This is a genomic window from Mesorhizobium sp. KACC 23794 (genome assembly GCF_052180275.1).
In the GTDB taxonomy this organism is placed as follows: domain Bacteria; phylum Pseudomonadota; class Alphaproteobacteria; order Rhizobiales; family Rhizobiaceae; genus Kumtagia.
The window spans coordinates 2,174,556-2,194,366 of record NZ_CP197465.1 but is presented as its reverse complement, the minus strand read 5'-3'; the positions used below and the strand labels follow the sequence as shown (position 1 = coordinate 2,194,366).

The 19,811-nt window shown below is 64.9% G+C and carries 22 protein-coding genes and 1 pseudogene; all 23 read left to right on the top strand.

Annotation, left to right across the window (positions count from 1 at the left end):
- Positions 1-51: 51 nt before the first annotated feature.
- The 23 genes and pseudogenes from ACSBOB_RS10770 to ACSBOB_RS10660 all read left to right on the top strand — a co-directional run bounded on the left by ACSBOB_RS10770 (position 52) and on the right by ACSBOB_RS10660 (position 19,600).
- A complete protein-coding gene (locus tag ACSBOB_RS10770; protein WP_442582390.1) occupies positions 52-831 on the top strand; it encodes a DUF1217 domain-containing protein in 780 nt (259 codons plus the stop codon).
- A gap of 4 nt (positions 832-835) precedes the next feature.
- On the top strand, positions 836-1,558 hold the full coding sequence (flgF, locus tag ACSBOB_RS10765; RefSeq protein ID WP_442582389.1) for a flagellar basal-body rod protein FlgF: 723 nt from the start codon (positions 836-838) through the stop codon (positions 1,556-1,558).
- 174 nt (positions 1,559-1,732) lie between these two features.
- Positions 1,733-3,115 carry a flagellar protein export ATPase FliI gene (gene fliI / locus ACSBOB_RS10760; RefSeq protein WP_442582388.1) on the top strand — a complete coding sequence of 461 codons (1,383 nt, stop codon included), beginning with the start codon at positions 1,733-1,735 and terminating at the stop codon, positions 3,113-3,115.
- Positions 3,096-3,725 (top strand): hypothetical protein, encoded by a 630-nt coding sequence (locus tag ACSBOB_RS10755; RefSeq protein WP_442582387.1) that lies wholly within the window; start codon positions 3,096-3,098, stop codon positions 3,723-3,725. The genes fliI and ACSBOB_RS10755 overlap by 20 nt, the downstream gene beginning before the upstream one ends.
- 90 nt (positions 3,726-3,815) lie before the next feature.
- Positions 3,816-4,193 (top strand): flagellar basal body rod protein FlgB, encoded by a 378-nt coding sequence (flgB, locus tag ACSBOB_RS10750; RefSeq protein ID WP_442582386.1) that lies wholly within the window; start codon positions 3,816-3,818, stop codon positions 4,191-4,193.
- A gap of 4 nt (positions 4,194-4,197) precedes the next feature.
- Positions 4,198-4,614, top strand: a complete 417-nt coding sequence (gene flgC / locus ACSBOB_RS10745) for a flagellar basal body rod protein FlgC (RefSeq protein ID WP_442582385.1) — start codon at positions 4,198-4,200, stop codon at positions 4,612-4,614.
- A complete protein-coding gene (locus ACSBOB_RS10740) occupies positions 4,614-4,937 on the top strand; it encodes a flagellar hook-basal body complex protein FliE (protein ID WP_442582384.1) in 324 nt (107 codons plus the stop codon). The genes flgC and ACSBOB_RS10740 overlap by 1 nt, the downstream gene beginning before the upstream one ends.
- Before the next feature lie 10 nt (positions 4,938-4,947).
- Complete coding sequence (gene flgG, locus ACSBOB_RS10735; RefSeq protein ID WP_442582383.1) at positions 4,948-5,736, top strand: flagellar basal-body rod protein FlgG; 789 nt, start codon at positions 4,948-4,950, stop codon at positions 5,734-5,736.
- A 5-nt stretch (positions 5,737-5,741) separates the two neighbouring features.
- Positions 5,742-6,194: a flagellar basal body P-ring formation chaperone FlgA gene (flgA, locus tag ACSBOB_RS10730; protein WP_442582382.1), complete on the top strand. Its 453-nt coding sequence runs from the start codon at positions 5,742-5,744 to the stop codon at positions 6,192-6,194.
- Complete coding sequence (locus ACSBOB_RS10725) at positions 6,194-7,396, top strand: flagellar basal body P-ring protein FlgI (RefSeq protein ID WP_442582381.1); 1,203 nt, start codon at positions 6,194-6,196, stop codon at positions 7,394-7,396. The genes flgA and ACSBOB_RS10725 overlap by 1 nt, the downstream gene beginning before the upstream one ends.
- A gap of 8 nt (positions 7,397-7,404) precedes the next feature.
- Positions 7,405-7,926, top strand: coding sequence for a MotE family protein (locus ACSBOB_RS10720; protein ID WP_442582380.1), 522 nt, complete (start codon positions 7,405-7,407; stop codon positions 7,924-7,926).
- The gene (flgH, locus tag ACSBOB_RS10715; protein ID WP_442582379.1) at positions 7,923-8,627 is read left to right on the top strand and encodes a flagellar basal body L-ring protein FlgH; all 705 of its coding nucleotides are present in this window, start codon (positions 7,923-7,925) and stop codon (positions 8,625-8,627) included. Before ACSBOB_RS10720 ends, flgH begins: the two co-directional genes overlap by 4 nt.
- Positions 8,628-8,638: 11 nt before the next feature.
- Complete coding sequence (locus tag ACSBOB_RS10710; protein WP_442582378.1) at positions 8,639-9,154, top strand: flagellar basal body-associated FliL family protein; 516 nt, start codon at positions 8,639-8,641, stop codon at positions 9,152-9,154.
- A complete protein-coding gene (gene fliP, locus ACSBOB_RS10705) occupies positions 9,151-9,882 on the top strand; it encodes a flagellar type III secretion system pore protein FliP (protein ID WP_442582377.1) in 732 nt (243 codons plus the stop codon). Before ACSBOB_RS10710 ends, fliP begins: the two co-directional genes overlap by 4 nt.
- Before the next feature lie 64 nt (positions 9,883-9,946).
- Positions 9,947-10,150, top strand: a pseudogene (locus ACSBOB_RS10700) (hypothetical protein); the annotation flags it as partial.
- Between the two features lie 11 nt (positions 10,151-10,161).
- Positions 10,162-10,761, top strand: a complete 600-nt coding sequence (locus tag ACSBOB_RS10695) for an IS5 family transposase (protein WP_442581232.1) — start codon at positions 10,162-10,164, stop codon at positions 10,759-10,761.
- A 214-nt stretch (positions 10,762-10,975) separates the two neighbouring features.
- A complete protein-coding gene (locus ACSBOB_RS10690) occupies positions 10,976-11,962 on the top strand; it encodes a flagellin N-terminal helical domain-containing protein (protein WP_442582376.1) in 987 nt (328 codons plus the stop codon).
- A gap of 330 nt (positions 11,963-12,292) precedes the next feature.
- Complete coding sequence (locus tag ACSBOB_RS10685) at positions 12,293-13,288, top strand: flagellin N-terminal helical domain-containing protein (protein ID WP_442582375.1); 996 nt, start codon at positions 12,293-12,295, stop codon at positions 13,286-13,288.
- Positions 13,289-13,532: 244 nt separating this feature from the next.
- A complete protein-coding gene (locus ACSBOB_RS10680; protein ID WP_442582374.1) occupies positions 13,533-14,543 on the top strand; it encodes a flagellin N-terminal helical domain-containing protein in 1,011 nt (336 codons plus the stop codon).
- A 115-nt stretch (positions 14,544-14,658) separates the two neighbouring features.
- Positions 14,659-16,293 carry a flagellar basal-body MS-ring/collar protein FliF gene (fliF, locus tag ACSBOB_RS10675; protein ID WP_442582373.1) on the top strand — a complete coding sequence of 545 codons (1,635 nt, stop codon included), beginning with the start codon at positions 14,659-14,661 and terminating at the stop codon, positions 16,291-16,293.
- Positions 16,294-16,296: 3 nt separating this feature from the next.
- Positions 16,297-16,914 carry a hypothetical protein gene (locus tag ACSBOB_RS10670; RefSeq protein ID WP_442582372.1) on the top strand — a complete coding sequence of 206 codons (618 nt, stop codon included), beginning with the start codon at positions 16,297-16,299 and terminating at the stop codon, positions 16,912-16,914.
- On the top strand, positions 16,911-18,167 hold the full coding sequence (locus ACSBOB_RS10665; RefSeq protein ID WP_442582371.1) for a MotB family protein: 1,257 nt from the start codon (positions 16,911-16,913) through the stop codon (positions 18,165-18,167). Before ACSBOB_RS10670 ends, ACSBOB_RS10665 begins: the two co-directional genes overlap by 4 nt.
- A complete protein-coding gene (locus ACSBOB_RS10660) occupies positions 18,164-19,600 on the top strand; it encodes a chemotaxis protein MotC (protein WP_442582370.1) in 1,437 nt (478 codons plus the stop codon). The genes ACSBOB_RS10665 and ACSBOB_RS10660 overlap by 4 nt, the downstream gene beginning before the upstream one ends.
- The last annotated feature ends 211 nt before the right edge of the window (positions 19,601-19,811 follow it).

The following is a 19,811-nucleotide window of genomic DNA, read 5'->3' as shown; positions in this document are numbered from 1 at the left end:
GCGCAAGGAACTTGCCTTACTCTCTCTCCCATCGCAGGGCGGAGTCGGCGCGTGCTGAACACCTACACGAACTACCAGATGATCGCCAAGGACATGGCCAAGGCCATCGACCGGGTCGAGGACGAGCCGACGGTGAAGCGCGATACCGAATATTATCTCGCCAACATCACCAAGATTAAGTCGATCGAAGACCTGATGAAGGACGATCGGCTGTTCCGCTACGCCATGAAGGCGCACGGCCTTGCCGACATGACCTACGCCAAGGCTTTCATGGTGAAAGCCATGAAGGAAGGGATCGACGACGAGGACAGTTTTGCCAACAAGCTGACCGACAAGAAATACTACGAATTCGTAAAAACCTTCGACTTCGTCAGCTTCGGCGCGACCACCACGGTGCGCACCCGCGCCCAGCAGGGCACCGTCGACATGTATCTGCGACAGACGCTGGAGGAGAATGCCGGCAAGCAGAACGAAGGCGTGCGCCTCGCGCTGTATTTCGAGCGCAAGGCTGGCGGCCTGACCAATTTCTACCAAGTTCTGGCCGATCCGGCGCTAAGCCGCGTGGTGCGCACCGCGCTCGGCCTGCCCGACTCCTTCGCCTCCGCCGACATCGACAAGCAGGTGAAGCTGTTCGAGGAGAAGATCGACATCGCGGATTTCTCCGATCCGGAAAAGCTTTCAAAGTTCCTGCAGCGCTTCACCAGCCTGTGGGAGCTGAGCAATCCCTCGCAGGGCAATGCGACGTCGCAGATGAACGTGCTGTTTGCCCAGCCGGCCGAATACGGAATCTCGACCAACCTGCTGTTCTCGATCCAGAGCATGCGGAGGTAGAGCCTTGCAGGACGGACTCTACGTCGCCCTTTCCGCGCAGGTGGCGCTTGAGCGCCGGCTGAACACCATCGCCGACAATGTCGCCAATGCCGGCACCATCGGCTTTCGCGCCACCGGCATGAAATTCGAGGACGTGATCAGCGGCCTCGGCCAGAAGTCGGTTTCGTTCGCCTCCAGCGGCGACACCTTCATGTCCACGGCGACCGGCGCGCTACGCGAGACCGGCAACCCGTTCGACTTCGCCATTCAGGGCGACGCCTGGTTCGGCATCGAGACGCCGGCCGGAACGGTGATGACCCGTGACGGGCGCTTCACTATGCTGGACACGGGCGACCTTGTCACCCTGCAGGGCTATCCGGTGCTCGACGCCGGCGGTGCGCCGATCCAGCTCGATCCGCAGAACGGCCCACCGACCTCCGGCGCCGACGGCTCGCTGCGCCAAAAGGGCCAGCTCGTCGGCGCTCTTGGCCTCTACAATTTCGATGCGGGCGAGAATTTCATCCGCTACGCCAATTCCGGCATCGTGCCGATGGGCGCGCCGGAGCCCGTGATCGACCGCAACGACATCGGCGTGGCGCAGGGTTTCCTCGAAGAATCCAACGTCAACCCGATGCTGGAGATCACGCGCCTGATTTCGGTGCAGCGCAACTTCGAAAACATAGCCGCCTCGATCCGCAGCACCGACCAGACTCTCGGTGACGCGATCAGCACGCTTGGTTCGAAGTAGCATCTTGGAAGCGCCCTCGTACCCGATTTCGCGCCAACGGTGGCGTCCCCCTCTCCCCGTTCTTCACGGAGAGAGGGTGAGGGGCAGCGCAATACTCAACACGTTGGCTCCGCCCCTCATCTGCCTGCCGGCATCTTCTCCCCGTGAAGGACAGGGAAAAGAGGAATTGCCGCGATGACAGCCACATCATCCCAGCTTGCTAACGACCCGCTCGACCTGCTGGAGCGCAGCTGGGCACGCTTTTCTGGCGACCGCACGCTGGTGCGTCAGGGCGGCAAGGTCATCGAAGTCTCACCAACGCATTTTCGCGTCAGCGGGCTTTCAGGTTCTGCCCGGCTCGGCGACATCGTCGAGCTGCGCGGCCACGGCGGGCGCAAGCGCGGCGAGATCGTGCAGATCGGCCCAGGCGATGTCATGGTGGCGCCCTTCGACCGCGCCGCCGACGCCGGAATTGGCGACCTCGTCTTCATCCACGGCCCGCTCTCGGTCGTGCCGCATGCCAGTTGGCGCGGACGGGTGATCGACGCCCTCGGCCGGGCCATCGACAACGGCCCGTCCATGGTCGAAGGCGACCCGCTCCACGCCGTCGACGCCGCCCCGCCCTCCGCGCTGTCGCGCCAGCGGGTCGGCACGGGCTTCCGCACCGGCGTGCGCGTCATCGATATCTTTACGCCCATATGCTTCGGCCAGCGGCTCGGCATCTTCGCCGGCTCAGGCGTCGGCAAGTCGACGCTGCTCGCCATGCTGGCTTCCGCCGAAGCCTTCGACACGGTGGTCGTCTCGCTGGTCGGCGAACGCGGCCGCGAGGTCCGCGAATTCCTGGAAGATACGCTGGGCGAGCGCGGCATGCGGAAAACCGTCGCCGTCGTCGCCACCAGCGACGAGAGCGCCATGATGCGCAGGCGAGCGCCCGACACCGCCATGCGCGTCGCCGAGCATTTTCGCGGCCAGGGCCATCGCGTGCTGCTGGTCCTCGATTCGATCACCCGTTTCGCCCACGCATTACGCGAGGTGGCGATTGGCACAGGCGAGCCGCCGATCTCGCGCGGCTACCCACCGTCGGTCTTCACCGACCTGCCGAAACTACTGGAGCGCGCCGGCCCCGGCGCGGACGGTTCCGGCTCGATCACCGCGATCATCTCCGTGCTGGTCGACGGCGACGACCACAACGACCCGGTTTCCGATGCCGTGCGCGGCATTCTGGACGGTCACGTGGTACTCGACCGCGCTATCGGCGAACAGGGCCGCTATCCCGCCGTCAATCCGCTCGCCTCGATCTCGCGGCTGGCGCCGAAAGCCTGGAGCGACGACCAGCGGGCGCTTGTCGGCAAACTGAAGGCGATGATCGCCCGCTTCGAGGACACGCGCGACATCCGCCTGCTCGGCGCCTACCAGGCCGGCGCCGACCCGGAACTCGACGTCGCCGTCCGCCAGGCGCCGCTGCTCTACGAGGCGCTGAACCAGTCGCCTGGCGACCGGCCGTCCGCCGATCCGTTCGCCGACCTTGTCCGCCATCTCAAGCCGAGGGAAAAGCCGAATGGCGCCCAGCAGAACTGACCGCGCCAAGTCGGTCGACGAGCCGGCGGGCAAGCCCCGCTCGCTCGGTAAAATCGTCGGTCGGCTTCTCCCTTGGAAGCCACGACAGCCAAGGTCGGCTGCGCCGAGAACAAGGGGACGGCGCAGCGACCTGATCATCGCCGGCCTCGGCATAGCACTCGGCTTCGGCTGCGCGGTATTCCCCTGGTACATCTTCTTCAACCAGGACAAGTTCGGCATCCGTGCGATGAAGTTCGAAGGCAATGGCGACCGGACGCAGCCGGTCATGCTGGGCTCCGACGGCGAGCGCATCGGCGCGCCGATGTCTGCCGAGGACATTCCGCCGATGCAGCTCGACCTGTTCGCCACAGGCACGACGCGCGCCGACGAGGATGACGACGGCAATGCGTCAAAGCTGGTCGAACAGCCATTTCCCGGCGACGAGGTGCGCTTCCGCCTTGTCTACGCCGCCGCCGGCCGCGCCATGATCGCCGACGAAACCGGCATGTGGGTGGTGCAGCGCGGCTCGCTGCTGCCCGACAACAGCGAGGTTGCCGGCATCGAGCAGCGCGACGGCAAATGGGTTCTGGTCACGTCGTCAGAGAAGGTGGTCCAGTTGTCCAGCCACTAGGCTCGGCATCCACCCTCCCCCCACAAGCCCCGCGCAAGACTGGCTGCCTAGAGTCTGGGTGAACCGCCCGGAGTCCGGATCAGGCTAGCCATGCAGCCCGTCAATCTCTTTCATCTCGCCTCGCAGCAGGCCGAATGGCTCTCGGCCCGCCAGGCCGCGGTTGCCGGCAACATCGCCAACGCCAACACCGGCGGCTACCGCGCCGTCGACGTCGAGCCCTTCGAAAAGGTGCTGGAGCGCACCGGCGTCAGCCTGACGGCCACGCAAGCCGGCCATTTCGGCACCCGCGTCACCGAGGCGAGTTTCGGCCGTCGCGACGACGACCGGACCACCGCTGTCCTGCCGTCCGGCAACACCGTCGTCATGGAACAGGAACTGATGAAGGCCGGCGAGGTCGAGCGTGCCTTTGAAATGAACACCGCGATCGTCAAGGCTTTCCACCGCATGATGCTGATGAGCGTGAAGTAGCGCCATGGATGCCCTTTCCACCGCCCTCAAGGTCGCTGCATCGGGATTGAACGCCCAGTCGGAGCGGCTTCGCGTCGTTTCGGAGAACCTTGCCAACGCCCAGTCGACAGGCAGTGCCCCCGGCTCCGATCCGTATCAGCGCAAGACCATCACCTTCGCCGCGGAGCTGGACCGCGCCACCGGCGGATCGAATGTTGAGGTGCTGAAGATCGACCGGGACCAGACCGATTTCCCCGTCGAGTTCATGCCCGGCCACGAGGCCGCCGACACCAACGGCTATGTCAAGATGCCCAACGTCAACGTGCTGGTCGAGATGGCCGACATGACCGAGGCCAACCGTTCCTACGAGGCGAACCTGCAGGTCGTGAAGCAGGCCCGCTCGCTGATTTCCATGACCATCGACCTGCTGAGGCCGCAGTGATGATTTCAGGCATAGGCGGTGTCAATGCGAACTTCCTGACCGGCACGGCCGGCGGTGTTCTGAGCCCCACCACGCCTGCGCCGAGAGGCGGCGGCGCGGTTACGGGCATGTCCTTCGCCTCGATGGTTTCGGACACGGCGGGCCGCACCGTCGACCGGCTGAAGCAGGCCGAGCAGATGTCGGTCGAGGTGCTGCAGGGCAAGGGCGACATGCGCGAGACCATCGACGCGGTGATGAGCGCCGAGCAGTCGTTCCAGGCGGCCGTCGCCATCCGCGACAAGATCGTTACCGCCTATCTCGAAGTCGGTCGCATGGCGATCTAGGAGCAGAACAATGAGAGCCCTTTCGATCGCCGCCACTGGCATGAACGCCCAGCAGACAAACCTGGAAGTCATCGCCAACAACATCGCAAACATCAACACCACCGGCTTCAAGCGCGCCCGTGCCGAGTTCACCGACCTTCTCTACCAGGTCGACCGCATGCAGGGTGTGCCGAGCCGCGCCAATGCCAGCCTCGTGCCGGAAGGGGTCAGCATCGGCCTCGGCGTGAAGACGGCGGCTGTGCGCAACCTGCACATCCAGGGCAATCTGATCAGCACCGGCAATAAGTTCGACCTGGCGCTGACCGGCAATGGCTGGTTCCAGATCGACGGCGCCGACGGCGAGACACTCTACACCCGCTCCGGCGCCTTCAACACCAACGCCACTGGCCAACTGGTGACGCTCGACGGCTACACGGTGCAGCCCAACATCACCGTGCCCGCCGACACGATCGAGGTCGTCGTCAACAAGTCCGGCGAGGTCTTCGCCCGCATCGACGGCCAGGTCGACCTGCAGAGCCTCGGTCAGTTGCAGCTCGCCAACTTTGCCAACGAGGCGGGGCTGGCTGCGATGGGCGACAATTTGTTCACGGAGACGCCGGCCTCCGGTCCCGCCACCGTCGGCGTGCCCGGCGATACCGGTTTTGCCGAGATCCAGCAGGGCTACCTCGAAGCCTCCAATGTCGATCCGGTCAAGGAGATCACGGAGCTGATCTCGGCACAGCGCGCCTATGAGATGAATTCGAAAGTCATCCAGGCGGCCGACGAAATGGCCGCCGTGGTCTCGAAAAACATAAGGTGATGGCGATGCGGCGGCGCCTCCTTCTGCTGGCGGCCTTCGCGGTCCTGCCCGGTGCCTTCCAGGCAGCGGCCGGCGAGGCTGTGCTTGTGCCCAATCGCGTCATCTATCCCGGCGAGACGGTCGCGGCCGAGGCGCTGAAGGAAGTCATCCTCGCCGAAGGGAAGGTGCCACCGGCGAACGTCGTCATCGCGCTGGCCGCCCTTGAAGGCAAGGTCGCCAAGCGCACATTGCTGCCCGGCCGGTATGTGCAGGCCAACGCGCTGCGCGAAGCCTATCTCGTCGAAAAAGGCGTGCCGGTCGAGATGGTCTTCGTCTCCGGCGGGCTATCGATCTCCGCGACCGCCGTGACGCTGGAGCCAGGCGCCGCCGGCGACATGGTGAAAGTCCGCAACATCGACAGCGGCAAGGTCGTCAGCGGCGTCGTCATGGCCGACGGCACGGTGAGGATCAGCGGCTGATGCGGCGGCTTTTCGCCCTGTTGCTGGCCGTCAGCATGGGTTGCCAGGCAGCCCTTGCCGACGACAGCCGCGCCGGGCGCAGGCTGGGTCCCGGCGACAAGGGCGCCGGCGATGGCAGCTATGGCGACCAGACCGTGCTCTATGACGGCCGCAACCTCACCACCGCGCGCATCAAGGACATCGCTCAGCTCCAGAGTTCGCGCGACAATCAGCTTGTCGGCTACGGTCTGGTGCTCGGGCTGAAGGGTACCGGCGACGGGCTGCGCAATGCACCGTTCACCGAGCAGTCGATCCGCGCCATGCTGGAGAATCTCGGCATCGCCAGCGAGGGCGGCCGCTCGCGCGCCAAGAACGTCGCGGCGGTCATCGTCACCGCCAACCTGTCGCCGTTCGTACAGTCCGGCGCGCGCATCGACGTCTCGGTCTCGTCGCTCGGCGATGCCACGTCCTTGCAGGGCGGCACGCTGGTCATGACGCCGCTGAAAGCCGCCAATGGTGAGATCTACGCGGTGGCGCAGGGCTCCGTCTTCGTTTCCGGCTTCACCGCGCAGGGCGACGCCGAGACGCTGACGCAGGGCGTGCCGACCGCCGGCCGCGTCCCTAACGGCGCCATCGTCGAGCGCCAGGTCGAAGCCGAATTCGCAAATCTCGGCACGCTCATCCTGCAACTGCGCAACGCCGATTTCTCCACCGCCGTGCGCATCACCGACACCATCAACGACTACTCCATGGAGCGTTTCGGCCGCCGCGTCGCCGCCGAGCAGGATTCGCGCACCGTCATCATCAAGAAACCGGACCGGATCTCCGCCGCGCGGTTCTTCGCCGAACTGGAAAACCTCGTCGTGGAATCAGACGCGCCCGCCCGCGTCGTCCTGGATGAGCGCACCGGCACGATCGTCATCGGCAACGAGGTCAGGATCTCGCGCGTGGCGGTCAGTCACGGCGCTCTGACGGTCCGCATCACCGAGGCGCCGACAGTCGTTCAGCCCGAGCCGTTTTCGGATGGCGTGACAGCCGTCGAACCCTTCACCACGATCGAGGCCGGCCAGCCCAACGCCAAGGTCGCCGTGCTCGACGGTCCCGACCTGCAGACGCTGGTCTCCGGCCTCAACCGTCTCGGCGTCAAACCGGACGGCATCATCGCCATTCTCCAGGGCATCAAGTCGGCGGGCGCCTTGCAGGCCGAGCTTGTGGTGCAGTGAGGCGGGCGATGGCGGCTGCGGATCACACTGGAAAGTCTCGCCGGACCCAGGCCGGCATTGTGGCGGCGATGCTGCTGCTCGTCGCCAGTGCACCCGCTGCTACGGAGACCATCCCGCTTTCCGGCACGCAATCGCCCTCCGAAATCGAGAAGTTCTGCACCGGCATCGCTGACGCGGCGCGTGACCGCCGCTACTCGCTCCAGGCGATGGAGTTGAAGAAGCTGAAGGACGACATCGACGAGCGCATCAAACGCCTTGAGGAGAAGCGTGCCGAATACGAGCGCTGGATGAAGCGGCGCGAGACCTTCCTCTCCCAGGCCGAGGAAAATGTCGTCAAGATCTATGCGGCGATGAAGCCGGATGCCGCCGCCGAGCGCCTCGCCGAACTCAACGTCCGGCTGGCCGCCGGCATCCTGATGAAACTCGATTCCCGCAAGGCGGGCGTCATCCTCAACGAGATGAACAGCAAGGCCGCCGCGACGCTTACCGGCATCATGGCGAGCGCGGCGCGCAGGGAAGACCCGTCATGAACAGAATTCTGGCCCTCGCCGCACTCACCTTGCTCGCAGGCTGCGGCTCCAATCTGAAGGAGATCGGCAAGGCGCCGGCCATGTCGCCGGTCGGTTCCGGCGTGGCGCTGGTGCCTTCGTCGGAGAGTGGCTACGCCGAGCCGCAATCGCAGCCGGTCAAGCGTTTCTCGCTGTGGAACGACAAGCAGAGCCGGCTGTTCACCGATCCGCGCGCCATTGCCACCGGCGACCTCCTCACCGTCCGCATCTCGATCAGCGACCGAGCCAAATTCAAGAACGAATCCGACCGCAGCCGGGTGGCCGAGCGGACAATGGGTCTCACCTTCTCCGGCGACTGGAACGGCACCAAGACCGGCGAGGCGAGCGGACGGGGCGCAGTCGGCTCGACCACCAGCACAGACGGCAAGGCTGCCACTGAGCGGTCGGAGGACATCGATCTCAGGGTGGCGGCGGTGGTCACCGACGTGATGCCCAACGGCAACCTGATGATCCACGGCTCGCAGGAAGTTCGCGTCAACTACGAACTGCGCGTGCTGACCATCGCCGGTATCGTCCGGCCGACGGACATCGGCCCGGAAAACACCATCTCCTACGACCGCATCGCCGAAGCGCGCATCTCATACGGTGGCCGCGGCCGTCTGTCGGAAGTCCAGCAGCCCGGCTGGGGCCAGCAGGCCGCCGACCAGATCCTGCCGTTCTGACGGGGGCGGCCATGGCCATCACCGACCAGACCGCCGCGCCAATCAAGGGACCATCCCTGATCCTGCAACTCGCCGTACTGCTGGTGGTGACGGCGGCGGCGGTCGGCGGTGGCTGGTTCGCCGGTGGTTATCTCGGCAAGGAAAGCTCCCAAGAGGGAGTGGCCGAGACTGCGCATGCGCCCGCCCAGGATCATGGCGCGCCGGCCGCGGCGGCTGGCGGTCATGGCGAGGAGACCGAAGCCGATCCGCTACTGGTCTCGCTGGCGCCGATGACCACCAATCTCGCGGCCCCGAGCCGCGTCTGGGTCCGCATGGAGCTGACACTGCTGCTCGACGCGGCCCAGTCCTCCGACATGATCGAGGCGATCCACCAGGATCTGTTCGCCTATATGCGGACGCTCAAGCTGCACCAGATCGAGGGTGCCAGCGGCTACCAGCATCTCAAGTCCGATCTTGAGGAGCGCGCCCGTATCCGCAGCGACGGCCACGTCAAGCAGGTTCTGATCAGGACGCTGTTGTTCGAATGAAACGTCTTCTCCTCACATTCGCCGTGCTGGCCGCCGCGACCGGCGTGGCCGGCGCCCAGCAGATCGACCTCGGCGCCATAGGCCAGGCCGACGGTACGACCATCGGCTACATCATCCAGATGTTCGGCCTGGTCACGGTGCTGTCGATCGCGCCGGGCCTGCTGATCATGGCGACCAGCTTCACCCGCTTCGTCATCGCCTTTTCCATCCTGCGCGCCGGCATCGGCTTGCAGACGACGCCCGCCAACCTGATCCTCATCAGCCTGTCGCTGTTCATGACCTTCTATGTCATGGCCCCGACCTTCGACCAGGCATGGAACAACGGTGTCAGGCCGCTGATGGCCAACCAGATCGACGAGACGGTGGCGCTGGAACGCATCTCCGACCCGTTCCGCGACTTCATGGTCCGCAACGTCCGTGACAAGGATTTCGACCTGTTCGCCGACCTCGCCCGCGAGCGCGGGCAGACGGTGTCGAGGGAGAATGTCGACCTGCGCATCCTGGTCCCCGCCTTCATGATCTCCGAGATCCGCCGCGGCTTCGAGATCGGCTTCCTCATCGTCCTGCCTTTCCTGGTCATCGACCTGATCGTCGCCACCATCACCATGGCGATGGGCATGATGATGCTGCCGCCAACGGTGATCTCGCTGCCCTTCAAGCTCCTGTTTTTCGTGCTGATCGACGGATGGAATCTGCTGGTCGGCAGCCTCGTCAGGTCGTTTACCTAGGCCGTGTGGACGAATTGCGGCGTGTTGAAGTTTGAGGATTCCTCGGTTGAAGCGGTTGTGATTCATGAGTTTCCGATTGATTCGGAGATCGGAAACCATGTCAACGCGGATGGACGAAGCAGATTGGGATCACACGTTGGAAGTATTTCGGGCCTGCCTGCCGCGGCGTGGACGCACGGCGTCGAACGACCGGCTTTTCCTGGAGGCGATACACTTCTTCACGCTTGAGAACGTGCGCTGGCGGGCGCTGCCGGATCGGTTCGGCCATTGGAACTCGGTGTGGAAACGCTTCGACCGGTTGAGCAAGGCGGGCGTGTTCGAGGCCTTCTTCGACACGCTGGCTTCGATGAGCGCATCGGCGCATCTCATCCAGATGTTCGATTCCACCGTGGTGCGCGCCCATGTCTCGGCGGCCGGCGCAAAGGGGGGCAGGAAGGTCAGGCGCTCGGTCGTTCCAGAGGCGGGTTCACGACGAAAATCCATGCCAAATCAGATGCATCGGGAGCCATGATCGGTTTCGACCTGACCGGAGGCGAGAAGGCTGACGCACCTCATTTTCCGATCCTGCTCGGCATCGGACCGGACATCACGCCGCGCGCCGCCATTGGCGACAAGGGATACTCCAGCAAAGCCAACCGCGCCGCCGCGAGAGCCAGAGGCATAGCCCCGGTCATCCCGCACAAGAGCAACGAGAAGGACAGGCCCGCCTACTTCGCCAAGGTGCTCTACAAGGCCCGAGCCCGTATCGAACAGGGCATCGGCCTCGTCAAACGCTTCAAGCGTGTCGCCCTGCGATGTGAGAAAACCGAACGAAACTATCGATCAATCGTCAGCTTCGCTGCTGGACTATGCTTGATCAAATTCGTCCACACAGCCTAATTCGTAACCACGACACGGGTTTCGGTGCCCAAGAGGCGTTTTCATCGCCATACAACTTTCGTTAACCTATTCATTTATCCGTTTGGTAGCGAGTCGCTGCGATGGTCTCACTCGAATGGCGGGGGTGATCTTTGGGTCATGGGCATGATGCCGCACCGTCATACCGGTCGATCCGGTATGCCTGTTAGTACTGCTTTCAGTATGGTGAGTATCCATGGCCAGTATCATGACGAACGCGTCCGCAATGGTCGCGTTGCAGAACCTCAACGCAACCAACAAGAACCTCGAAGTCACGCAGAGCCGCATCTCGACCGGCTTCCGCGTCGCTGAAGCCTCCGACAACGCCGCCTACTGGTCGATCGCCACGACGATGCGTTCGGACAACAAGGCGCTTTCAACCGTCCAGGACGCACTTGGTCTGGGCGCCTCCAAGATCGACACCGCCTATACCGGCATGAACAAGGCGATCGAGCTGGTCAACGACATCAAGGTGAAGCTGGTGGCCGCCAACGGCGCCTCGGCTGCCGACAAGGAAAAATACGACATCGAGATCAAGGCCCTGCAGGGCCAGATCAAGAGCTATGCAGACGCCGCCACCTTCTCCGGCGCCAACTGGCTGTCGACGGACACCACGACCGGCCACACCGCCGCCGGCACCTTCGACGACGTCAAGATCGTCGCGTCGTTCAACCGCAACGCCGCCGGTACGGCATCGCTCTCGACCATCGACGTGAAGGTCCAGAACATCAAGCTCTATGACGCCGGCTCGACCGACGGCACCACCGACGGCATCCTCGACGCCGTGCGCCTCGGCACCACCGGCGCCCGCCAGGCCGCTCCCGGCGTGGTCGTCCCCGGCACCGACGCCGCGACCGACACCTATACAGTCTCGACGCTCTCGGTGAAGGGCTTCAGCGACGCCCAGATCACCAAGATGCTGACGGTGACGGAAGCAGCACTCAAGGAAATGACCACCGCCGCGACCAATCTCGGCGCCTCCAAGACCCGCGTCGACCTGCAGAAGACGTTCACCGCAAGCATGATGGACTCGATCGACCGCGGCATCGGCCAGCTCGTCGACGCCGACATGAACAAGGAATCGACCCGCCTGCAGGCACTCCAGGTCCAGCAGCAGCTCGGCATCCAGGCGCTGTCGATCGCCAACGGCAACTCGCAGTCGATCCTGTCGCTCTTCCGCTAAACGAAGAAGACTGACCGCTCAGGCAGCATTTTCGGCGGGCCGTGCTTCGGGGGAAGCGCGGCCCGCTTCATTTTTCCAAGCGGCGCGTCACGTCCGGCGAGACGCATCGAGATTGCCCAGACCGCCTGACCCGCCGGTTCCTGCCGCAAAAACAAGCATTTTACCGTTGGTTAACCATAACGCTTATGCGTTTAGTAGCGTGTCCCTGCCATAGTCCGCTCAAGAATGGCGGATTGATCGTCAGGACACGATCACGGGCATGATGCCGCACCGCCATACCGGTTGACCCGGCATGCCGATTTGTACTGCTTTCCCGTAAGGTGAGTATCCATGGCCAGCATCATGACCAACGCCGCGGCAATGACCGCGTTGCAGACACTCAACGCCACCAACAAGAACCTCGAAGTCACCCAGGGCCGCATCTCGACCGGCTTCCGCGTCGCCGAGGCTGCCGACAACGCCGCCTACTGGTCGATCGCTACGACGATGCGCTCGGACAACCGGGCGCTTTCGACCGTCCAGGATGCGCTCGGCCTCGGCGCCTCCAAGATCGACACCGCCTACACCGGCATGAACAAGGCGATCGAACTGGTCAACGACATCAAGGTCAAGCTGGTCGCCGCCAATGGCGCCTCGTCAGCCGACAAGGAAAAATACGACATCGAGATCAAGGCCTTGCAGGGCCAGATAAAGAGCTATGCCGACGCCGCCACCTTCTCCGGCGCCAACTGGCTGTCGGTCGACACCACGTCCGGCCACACCACGGCCGGCAGCTTCAACGACGTCAAGATCGTCGCGTCCTTCAATCGCGACGCGGCCGGCACGGTTACGCTCTCGACCATCGACGTCAAGGTCCAGGACATCAAGCTCTACGACGCCTTCGCCACGGCGACCGGCCTGAACGACGGCATCCTCGACGCGACCCGCCTCGGCACCACCGGCGCCCGCAACGCGGCCGCCCAGGTTCCGACCGGCGGTGCCGTTCCGGCCGCGGGCGACACCTACACCGTGTCTTCCCTGTCGGTGAAAGGCCATAGCGACGCCCAGATCGGCCAGATGCTGACGGTGACGGAAGCAGCCCTCAAGGAAATGACCACCGCCGCGACCAATCTCGGCGCTGCCAAGACCCGCGTCGACCTGCAGAAGACGTTTACCTCGAGCATGATGGACTCGATCGACCGCGGCATCGGCCAGCTCGTCGATGCCGACATGAATAAAGAATCGACGAGGCTCCAGGCCCTCCAGGTTCAGCAGCAGCTCGGCATCCAGGCGCTGTCGATCGCCAACGGCAACTCGCAGTCGATCCTGTCGCTCTTCCGCGGCTAAAATCCGCCTCATCGAACTTCTTGAACCGACGGGCTGCGCTTCTTTCGAAGCGCGGCCCGTTACTTTTCGCACAACCGCCGCGACCTAAATTCCCGCTCAATCCACTGGCCTGGTAACCATCCTTAAGACGACGTTAACCATGTGCGCTATAATCGTGGTTAATCAAGGCTTACGGGAAACCGCCTGATGCGCGATTATCGCGTGATTCGGCGGGTCGGGTCCGTATCAGGATAGGGTGGGTCGCGTGTCCAGCATCATGACGAACGCAGCGGCGATGACCGCGTTGCAAAGCCTCACCGTCACCAACAAGGCGCTGGACCAGGTGCAGTCGAGGATTTCGACCGGTTACCGCGTCGCCGACGCCACCGACAACGCCGCCTACTGGTCGATCGCCACGACGATGCGCTCCGACAAGAACGCGATGTCGACGGTGCAGGATGCGCTGGGACTCGGCGCCTCCAAGGTCGACACGGCCTATACCGCGATGAACAAAGCCATCGACCTCGTCAACGATATCAAGGTCAAGGTCGTGGCGGCAACGGGTGCGACCCCGGCCGACAAGGAAAAGATCCAGGCCGAAATCACCACGCTCCAGTCCCAGCTGAAAAGCTACGCCGACGCCGCGACCTTCTCCGGCGCCAACTGGCTGTCGGTCGCCTCGACCGTCGCCAACGGCCACTCGGCCGCGGGTGTCCACAACGACGCGCAGATCGTCTCGGCCTTCAATCGCGACGCCGCCGGCAACGTCACGCTGGGAACGATCAAGATCAAGGTCCAGAACATAAAGCTCTACGATTCCGGCGCGTCCGCCAGCAACCAGGTCAACAAGGGCATTCTTGAAGGCCTGCGCCTCGGCACGACCGGCATCCGCACCAACACCGCCGTCAACCCCACCACGCCCGGCGCGGCGCCGGCGGCTACCGACGGCTATGCCGTCGCGACGCTGACCGTCGTCGGCTTCAGCGATGCGCAGATCGCCCAGATGATCAGGGTGGTCGACAAGAGCCTCGCCGAGATGCAGGACGGCGCCGTCATGCTCGGCGCCGCCAAGAAGCAGATCGACCAGCAGAAGGCCTTCACCACCAGCCTGATGGATTCCATCGAGCGTGGCGTCGGCCAACTCGTCGACGCCGACATGAACAAGGAATCGACGAGGCTCCAGGCCCTCCAGGTCCAGCAGCAGCTCGGCGTCCAGGCGCTGTCCATCGCCAACACCAATGCCCAGCGCGTGCTCTCGCTCTTCCAGAACGGATAGGATCGAGGCAAGGCAGCACGATTATCGGGCCGCGCTCCCCCAGCGCGGCCCGATTTCATTTTCGCACAAGCTTCAAAGTCTAGCCTGTCTCGGAAAGCCGTGTGGAGCGTGAGCCGTGCCGGAGCAAATCCAGAAGATCGTCGCCAATCTGCAGGGTTTCGGACAGCGCCGCCTCGCCATCATGGCCGGCGTGACTCTGCTGGTGCTCGCCGTGCTCGGCGTCGCTTCGATCTATCTCAACCGTCCCACCTATGAGACGCTCTATGTCGGGCTCGAACGCGCGGACGTGAACCAGATCGGCCTGGTGCTCGGTGAGGCCGGCATCGGTTTCGACGTCGCTTCCGATGGCACCACGGTGCTCGTGCCTGCCGGCAAAACCGCTGCGGCGCGCATGCTGCTCGCCGAAAAAGGCCTGCCGACCAGCGCCAACGCAGGCTACGAATTGTTCGACAATGTCGGTTCGCTTGGCCTCACCTCGTTCATGCAGCAGGTGACGCGGGTGCGCGCACTGGAGGGCGAGATCGCCCGCACCATCCAGTCGATCAACGGCATCAAGGCCGCGCGCGTCCACCTCGTCATGTCGGAGCGCGCCTCCTTCCGCCGCGACGAGCAGCAACCGTCGGCCTCTGTCGTCATCCGCGCCACCGACCTCGACGCCGCCAAGAGCGCCGGCGCCATCCGCTATCTCGTCGCCGCCGCCGTGCCGGGGCTGGGCGTCGAGAGGGTCACGGTGCTGGACTCCAGCGGCACCTTGCTGGCGGCCGGCGACGATCCGGCCAACTCCAGCGCCAGCCGCTCGCTCGGCGTCGAGCGCAATGTCGAGATGCAGATCGAGGACAATATCCGCCGCGCGCTGGCGCCCTATCTCGGCCCGGACAATTTCCGCGCCAGCGTCAAGGCCGACGTCAACACCGATATGCGCCAGTCGGAAGAGACGATCTTCGATCCGGAATCGCGCGTCGAGCGCTCGGTGCAGGTCGTGCGCTCCAACGAGAACACCAACCAGCAATCTTCGGCGACGCCGACCTCCGTTGACCAGAACCTGCCCGAGACGCAGGCGCCGCCAACCGCCGGACCGCAATCCTCCGAGCAGAGCGAGCGCAAGGAAGAAACCACCAATTACGAGATGAACTCCAAGCGCATCTCGACCACCAGCAACGGCTACACGCTGACGAAGCTCTCGATCGCCGTCGTCGTCAACCAGCAGCGGCTGGCTTCCATCCTCGGCGAAGGGGGGACGCCGGACAAGGTCGCCGAGCGCATTGCCGACATCCAGAAGGTCGTCGCCTCCGCGGCCGGGCTGGACGAGTCGCGCGGCGACAAGCTGAACGTATCGGCGGTCGAGTTCATCGACGGGCTCGACGGCAGCGAGGTCGCCATGCCCGGCATTATGGACAAGGTCGGCCAGCATGTCGGCACCTTGATCAACGCCTCCGCCTTCATCGTGGTGGTGTTCCTGCTCGCCTTCTTCGGCCTGCGCCCGATGGTCGCCGCTTTGCAGAAACCGGCAGCCGCCCCGGCGCTGGCCGGCCCCTCCTTCGATGAGGTGCAGCGCTCGCTGCCCAATCCGGAAAACGGCGAGGCCTCCGTCACCGCCCTGCCCGGCCGCGGCGGCGCGACCCAGTTGGACGATCTGCGCCAGAAGCTCAAACCCGCGCCGCAGGAGCGCCTGGCGCGCATGGTCGACCTGAACGAGGAGCGCACGGCGCTCATCCTGCGCAAATGGGCGGCCCCGGAAGTGGCGGGCTGATAGATGGCGGCGCTCAGGCTCATAGACGCCCTGCCGGATTTCGGGACGCCCCTTCGCACCGACATGCGCGCCGTGGCGTCTCCCGCCACTGTCGCGCCACCGCCATCCCCGGTCGATGTCGGCGAGATCGTCCGCGCCGAGGTCGAACGGGCCGAACAGTCGGTGATGATGCGCCTGACCGTTGAACACGAAGCCGCGCTGCTGGCAGAGCAGCAGCGGCATCAGGAAAGCGCGGAGGCGCTTGTACGCAAACTCGGCGAGGAAACAGGCGGCGCCATCACAACCCGCTTTGCCGAACTCGAGCGAAGCGTCGGCGAGCATGTCTCGGAGGTTGTGGCGCGACTGCTCGGCGGCGTCCTCAGCGACAATCTGCGCCAGCGCTCGCTGCAAAGCCTCGCTCGCTCGATCGAAGCCGCCATCCGCGATACCGAATCCCTGCGCATCGACGTGCGTGGCCCGCAGTCGCTGTTTGCCGGGCTAAGCGCCGTGCTGCCGGAGCGCGCCGCCAATCTCCACCATGTCGAGGCCGAAGGCTTCGACCTGTCCGTCACCCTTGACGGCACGGTCTTCGAGACGCGCCTGGCCGAATGGTCGGCGGTCCTGTCGGAGATTCTCGCTTGAGTATCGCCGATCCAAGTGAAAAGCACCACGAGATCGTCATTGTCCGGCGCGGCCACGGCGACCACGACGAGGGCCATCACGGCGGCGTCTGGAAGATCGCCTTCGCCGACTTCATGACGGCCATGATGTGTTTCTTCCTGGTGATGTGGCTGATCAACGCATCGAACGAGCAGACCAAGGCGGCTGTCGCCAGCTATTTCAACCCGGTCAAGCTTGTCGACCGCAACGCCGCCCGCAAGAGCCTGGAGGACGAGGGCGACGGCCCGGAACAGGTCGGCAGCGCGGCGGAGAAGAATTCGGACGGCGGCGACTCCAAGGCCGGCCCGTCGACCAACGAAGGGACGGTCGAAAGCTCCGAGATCAGGAAGGAGGCAGACGAAAAACTGTTCTCTGACCCCTATGCGGTGCTGGCCGAGATCGCCTCCGACACCGGCATCAAACAGAACATCAGCGAGAAGGGCGACGGCGGCATGCAGGCCGCCGGTCCGGCCACCGGCGCATCGGGCGGCGAAGCCTATCGCGACCCCTTTGCCCCCGACTTCTGGTCGCAGCAGGTCGCGCTGCCGAACGAGGCGGAGGCCAGCGCCGAGCCAAAGCGTACCGACGACAGCCAGCCGTCGCCTGCAAAACCGCCCGCGGAGAAACAGCCGGGGGCCGGCGCCGCTGCCGACGCTCTGAAGGGGGCAGCGCCACTCCCAGCCACACAAGGCCCCGCATCCGAAAATCTCGCTGCAGCCGCTCCGGCGGGAAAACCCGCGCCGCCGCCGGAAAAGGCCGAGCCGACGCCCGAGACCGTCAGGGCCGCCGACCAGATCCGACGGGAATTGGCCGAGCAGTTGCTGCCGGACGACAAGATGAAGGACGGCATCTCCGTCGTCGCCACCGACAAGGGCGTGCAGGTGTCGGTCACCGATCAGCTCGAATTCGGCATGTTCGAGATCGGCTCGGCCCTGCCGCGCCGCGAACTCGTGCTCGCCATGGAAAAGATCAGCCAGGCGATCGGCAAGCAGAAGGGCACCGTCACCATCAGCGGCCATACCGATGCGCGGCCCTACAAGGCCGGCGGCTACGACAACTGGCGGCTTTCCACCGCCCGCGCCCACTCGGCCTATTACATGCTGGTTCGTGCCGGCCTCGACGAGCGCCGCGTCACCGAGGTCGCCGGATTTGCCGACCGCAAGCCGAAGGACGGCGCCGACCCGCTCGCGGCGATCAACCGACGCATCGAGATCCTGCTCGAGATCGGTGGATGAAGCGGTTTTGCCTCGCCGCCGGCGTGCTGGCCGGGCTGATGGCTGGCAAATCCGCTGTCCATGCACAGCCGGTGGACGATACGCCTCCGCTCGAGCCCTACCAGATGGTGCGCTCGCTCCAGCACGTGCAGGACCGCGTCGCCGTCGGCGACCACGCGGCGCTGCCGATCCAGCGCCGGCTGCTGGAAATGATCGACGAGCGGCTTCGCAAGGCCAGTGCGGCCGAACTCATGCAGCCCAGCAATTTGCAGGCGATGCTGGTCTACGCGATGAGCGGGGGAAACCCGGCGACGCTGAAGTCCATCCTGCTGCGGCTGCATCTGGAAGAGCGCGACAGCCGCATCGCCGCCGGCATCCTCGGCTACCTCAATGGCGGCACGCGCAATGCAGCGGCCGTCCTCAAATCCATCGACCCCATGCAGGAACCGGCGGAAATCGGCTCCTTCATCGCGCTGCTCAAGGGCTCGCTGGCTTCCCTCGAAGACCCTAAAGGCGCATTGAAGCTGCTCGACCAGGCGCGGCTGCTTTCCCCCGGTTCGCTGGTCGAAGAGGCGGCGCTGCGCCGCTCGATCGCACTGGCTGCGACCGTCGAGGATCCCGAACGGTTCGTTCGGCATGCCGATCAATATGCGCGCGGCTACATCCGTTCGCCCTATGCCAGCCAGTTCGCGGATGCCATCGTTTCCGGCGTGATCAAGCTGAACGACCGGATCGACCTAGCCGCCGTCGACGAGGTCGTCGAGCTGATGAACCCCGAGCAGCAAAAAGTGATCTATTTGCGCATCGCGCGCCGCGCGGCGATCGATGGCCTGGTCGAACTGTCCAAATACGCCGCCGCCAAAGCCGATGCCGTGGACCTGCCTGCGGAGGGCGAGAAGGATCCGCGCCTGCTGCTCTACACCAGCCTCACCAGCGTCGCGATCGAACCGGCTGAGACGATCCGGGAGCGCATCGGCAAGATCGACCGCACCAGGCTTTCCGAAGGCGATCGCGAGTTGCTCGATGCAGTGCTGGCCGTCAGCAACGGCATCGTCGACCAGCCGGCCCCACAGGCACCCGGGGCCGTGTCGCCGAAACCCGCCCCCGCGCCTGCCGACAAGCCGGTCGCGACGCAGCCTGTCGAACCAGGCCCCGCGCCGGACGATGCTGCTCCGGCCAAAGGGGCTGCCGACGAAGCGGACGTGCCGGAGGTGGTCGAGGCGCCCGGCGAATTGCCGGAAGCCGCACCCGACGAGATGCCGGAAACCGCCGTCGACGCCAGCACACCTCCATTGGCCCCACCTTCCGTGCAGGCGGAAGGCGGGGCTGACGCGCCACAAACGCCATCGTCAGCCGGCAAGGCGCCGCCGGCCGATCCGGTCGATGCCGCGGTCGCCGACGGGCGCAAGAGACTTGCCGAGATCGACGCCTTGCTGGCGGGAGCCGAGGATTGAAGACCACCGACATCGCTAATCCCGGCCTCGTCGCGCCGAAGGCCGCCAGGCATGGCCTGCGCGGCGCGGCGCATCATGACAGCCATGGTGCATTCTTGCAGTTGATCCGCCCGAACGAGCAGGCCGGCGCCCGCCGCGCGGAGATTCCGGCTTCGCATGATCGCAAAAGCGGCCGGCACGAGACGACGGAGGCGGAGTGGCACACGGACGA

Excerpts from the sequence above, each read along its gene's own strand:
- ACSBOB_RS10660 (WP_442582370.1), top strand. The coding sequence starts at position 18,164 with ATGAAGCGGTTTTGCCTCGCCGCCGGCGTGCTGGCCGGGCTGATGGCT.
- ACSBOB_RS10740 (WP_442582384.1), top strand. The coding sequence starts at position 4,614 with ATGATTTCAGGCATAGGCGGTGTCAATGCGAACTTCCTGACCGGCACG.
- flgG (WP_442582383.1), top strand. The coding sequence starts at position 4,948 with ATGAGAGCCCTTTCGATCGCCGCCACTGGCATGAACGCCCAGCAGACA.
- ACSBOB_RS10670 (WP_442582372.1), top strand. The coding sequence starts at position 16,297 with ATGGCGGCGCTCAGGCTCATAGACGCCCTGCCGGATTTCGGGACGCCC.
- ACSBOB_RS10685 (WP_442582375.1), top strand. The coding sequence starts at position 12,293 with ATGGCCAGCATCATGACCAACGCCGCGGCAATGACCGCGTTGCAGACA.
- ACSBOB_RS10725 (WP_442582381.1), top strand. The coding sequence starts at position 6,194 with ATGCGGCGGCTTTTCGCCCTGTTGCTGGCCGTCAGCATGGGTTGCCAG.
- flgC (WP_442582385.1), top strand. The coding sequence starts at position 4,198 with ATGGATGCCCTTTCCACCGCCCTCAAGGTCGCTGCATCGGGATTGAAC.
- ACSBOB_RS10710 (WP_442582378.1), top strand. The coding sequence starts at position 8,639 with ATGGCCATCACCGACCAGACCGCCGCGCCAATCAAGGGACCATCCCTG.
- ACSBOB_RS10755 (WP_442582387.1), top strand. The coding sequence starts at position 3,096 with ATGGCGCCCAGCAGAACTGACCGCGCCAAGTCGGTCGACGAGCCGGCG.
- fliP (WP_442582377.1), top strand. The coding sequence starts at position 9,151 with ATGAAACGTCTTCTCCTCACATTCGCCGTGCTGGCCGCCGCGACCGGC.
- ACSBOB_RS10720 (WP_442582380.1), top strand. The coding sequence starts at position 7,405 with ATGGCGGCTGCGGATCACACTGGAAAGTCTCGCCGGACCCAGGCCGGC.
- flgH (WP_442582379.1), top strand. The coding sequence starts at position 7,923 with ATGAACAGAATTCTGGCCCTCGCCGCACTCACCTTGCTCGCAGGCTGC.
- ACSBOB_RS10690 (WP_442582376.1), top strand. The coding sequence starts at position 10,976 with ATGGCCAGTATCATGACGAACGCGTCCGCAATGGTCGCGTTGCAGAAC.
- fliI (WP_442582388.1), top strand. The coding sequence starts at position 1,733 with ATGACAGCCACATCATCCCAGCTTGCTAACGACCCGCTCGACCTGCTG.
- flgA (WP_442582382.1), top strand. The coding sequence starts at position 5,742 with ATGCGGCGGCGCCTCCTTCTGCTGGCGGCCTTCGCGGTCCTGCCCGGT.
- flgB (WP_442582386.1), top strand. The coding sequence starts at position 3,816 with ATGCAGCCCGTCAATCTCTTTCATCTCGCCTCGCAGCAGGCCGAATGG.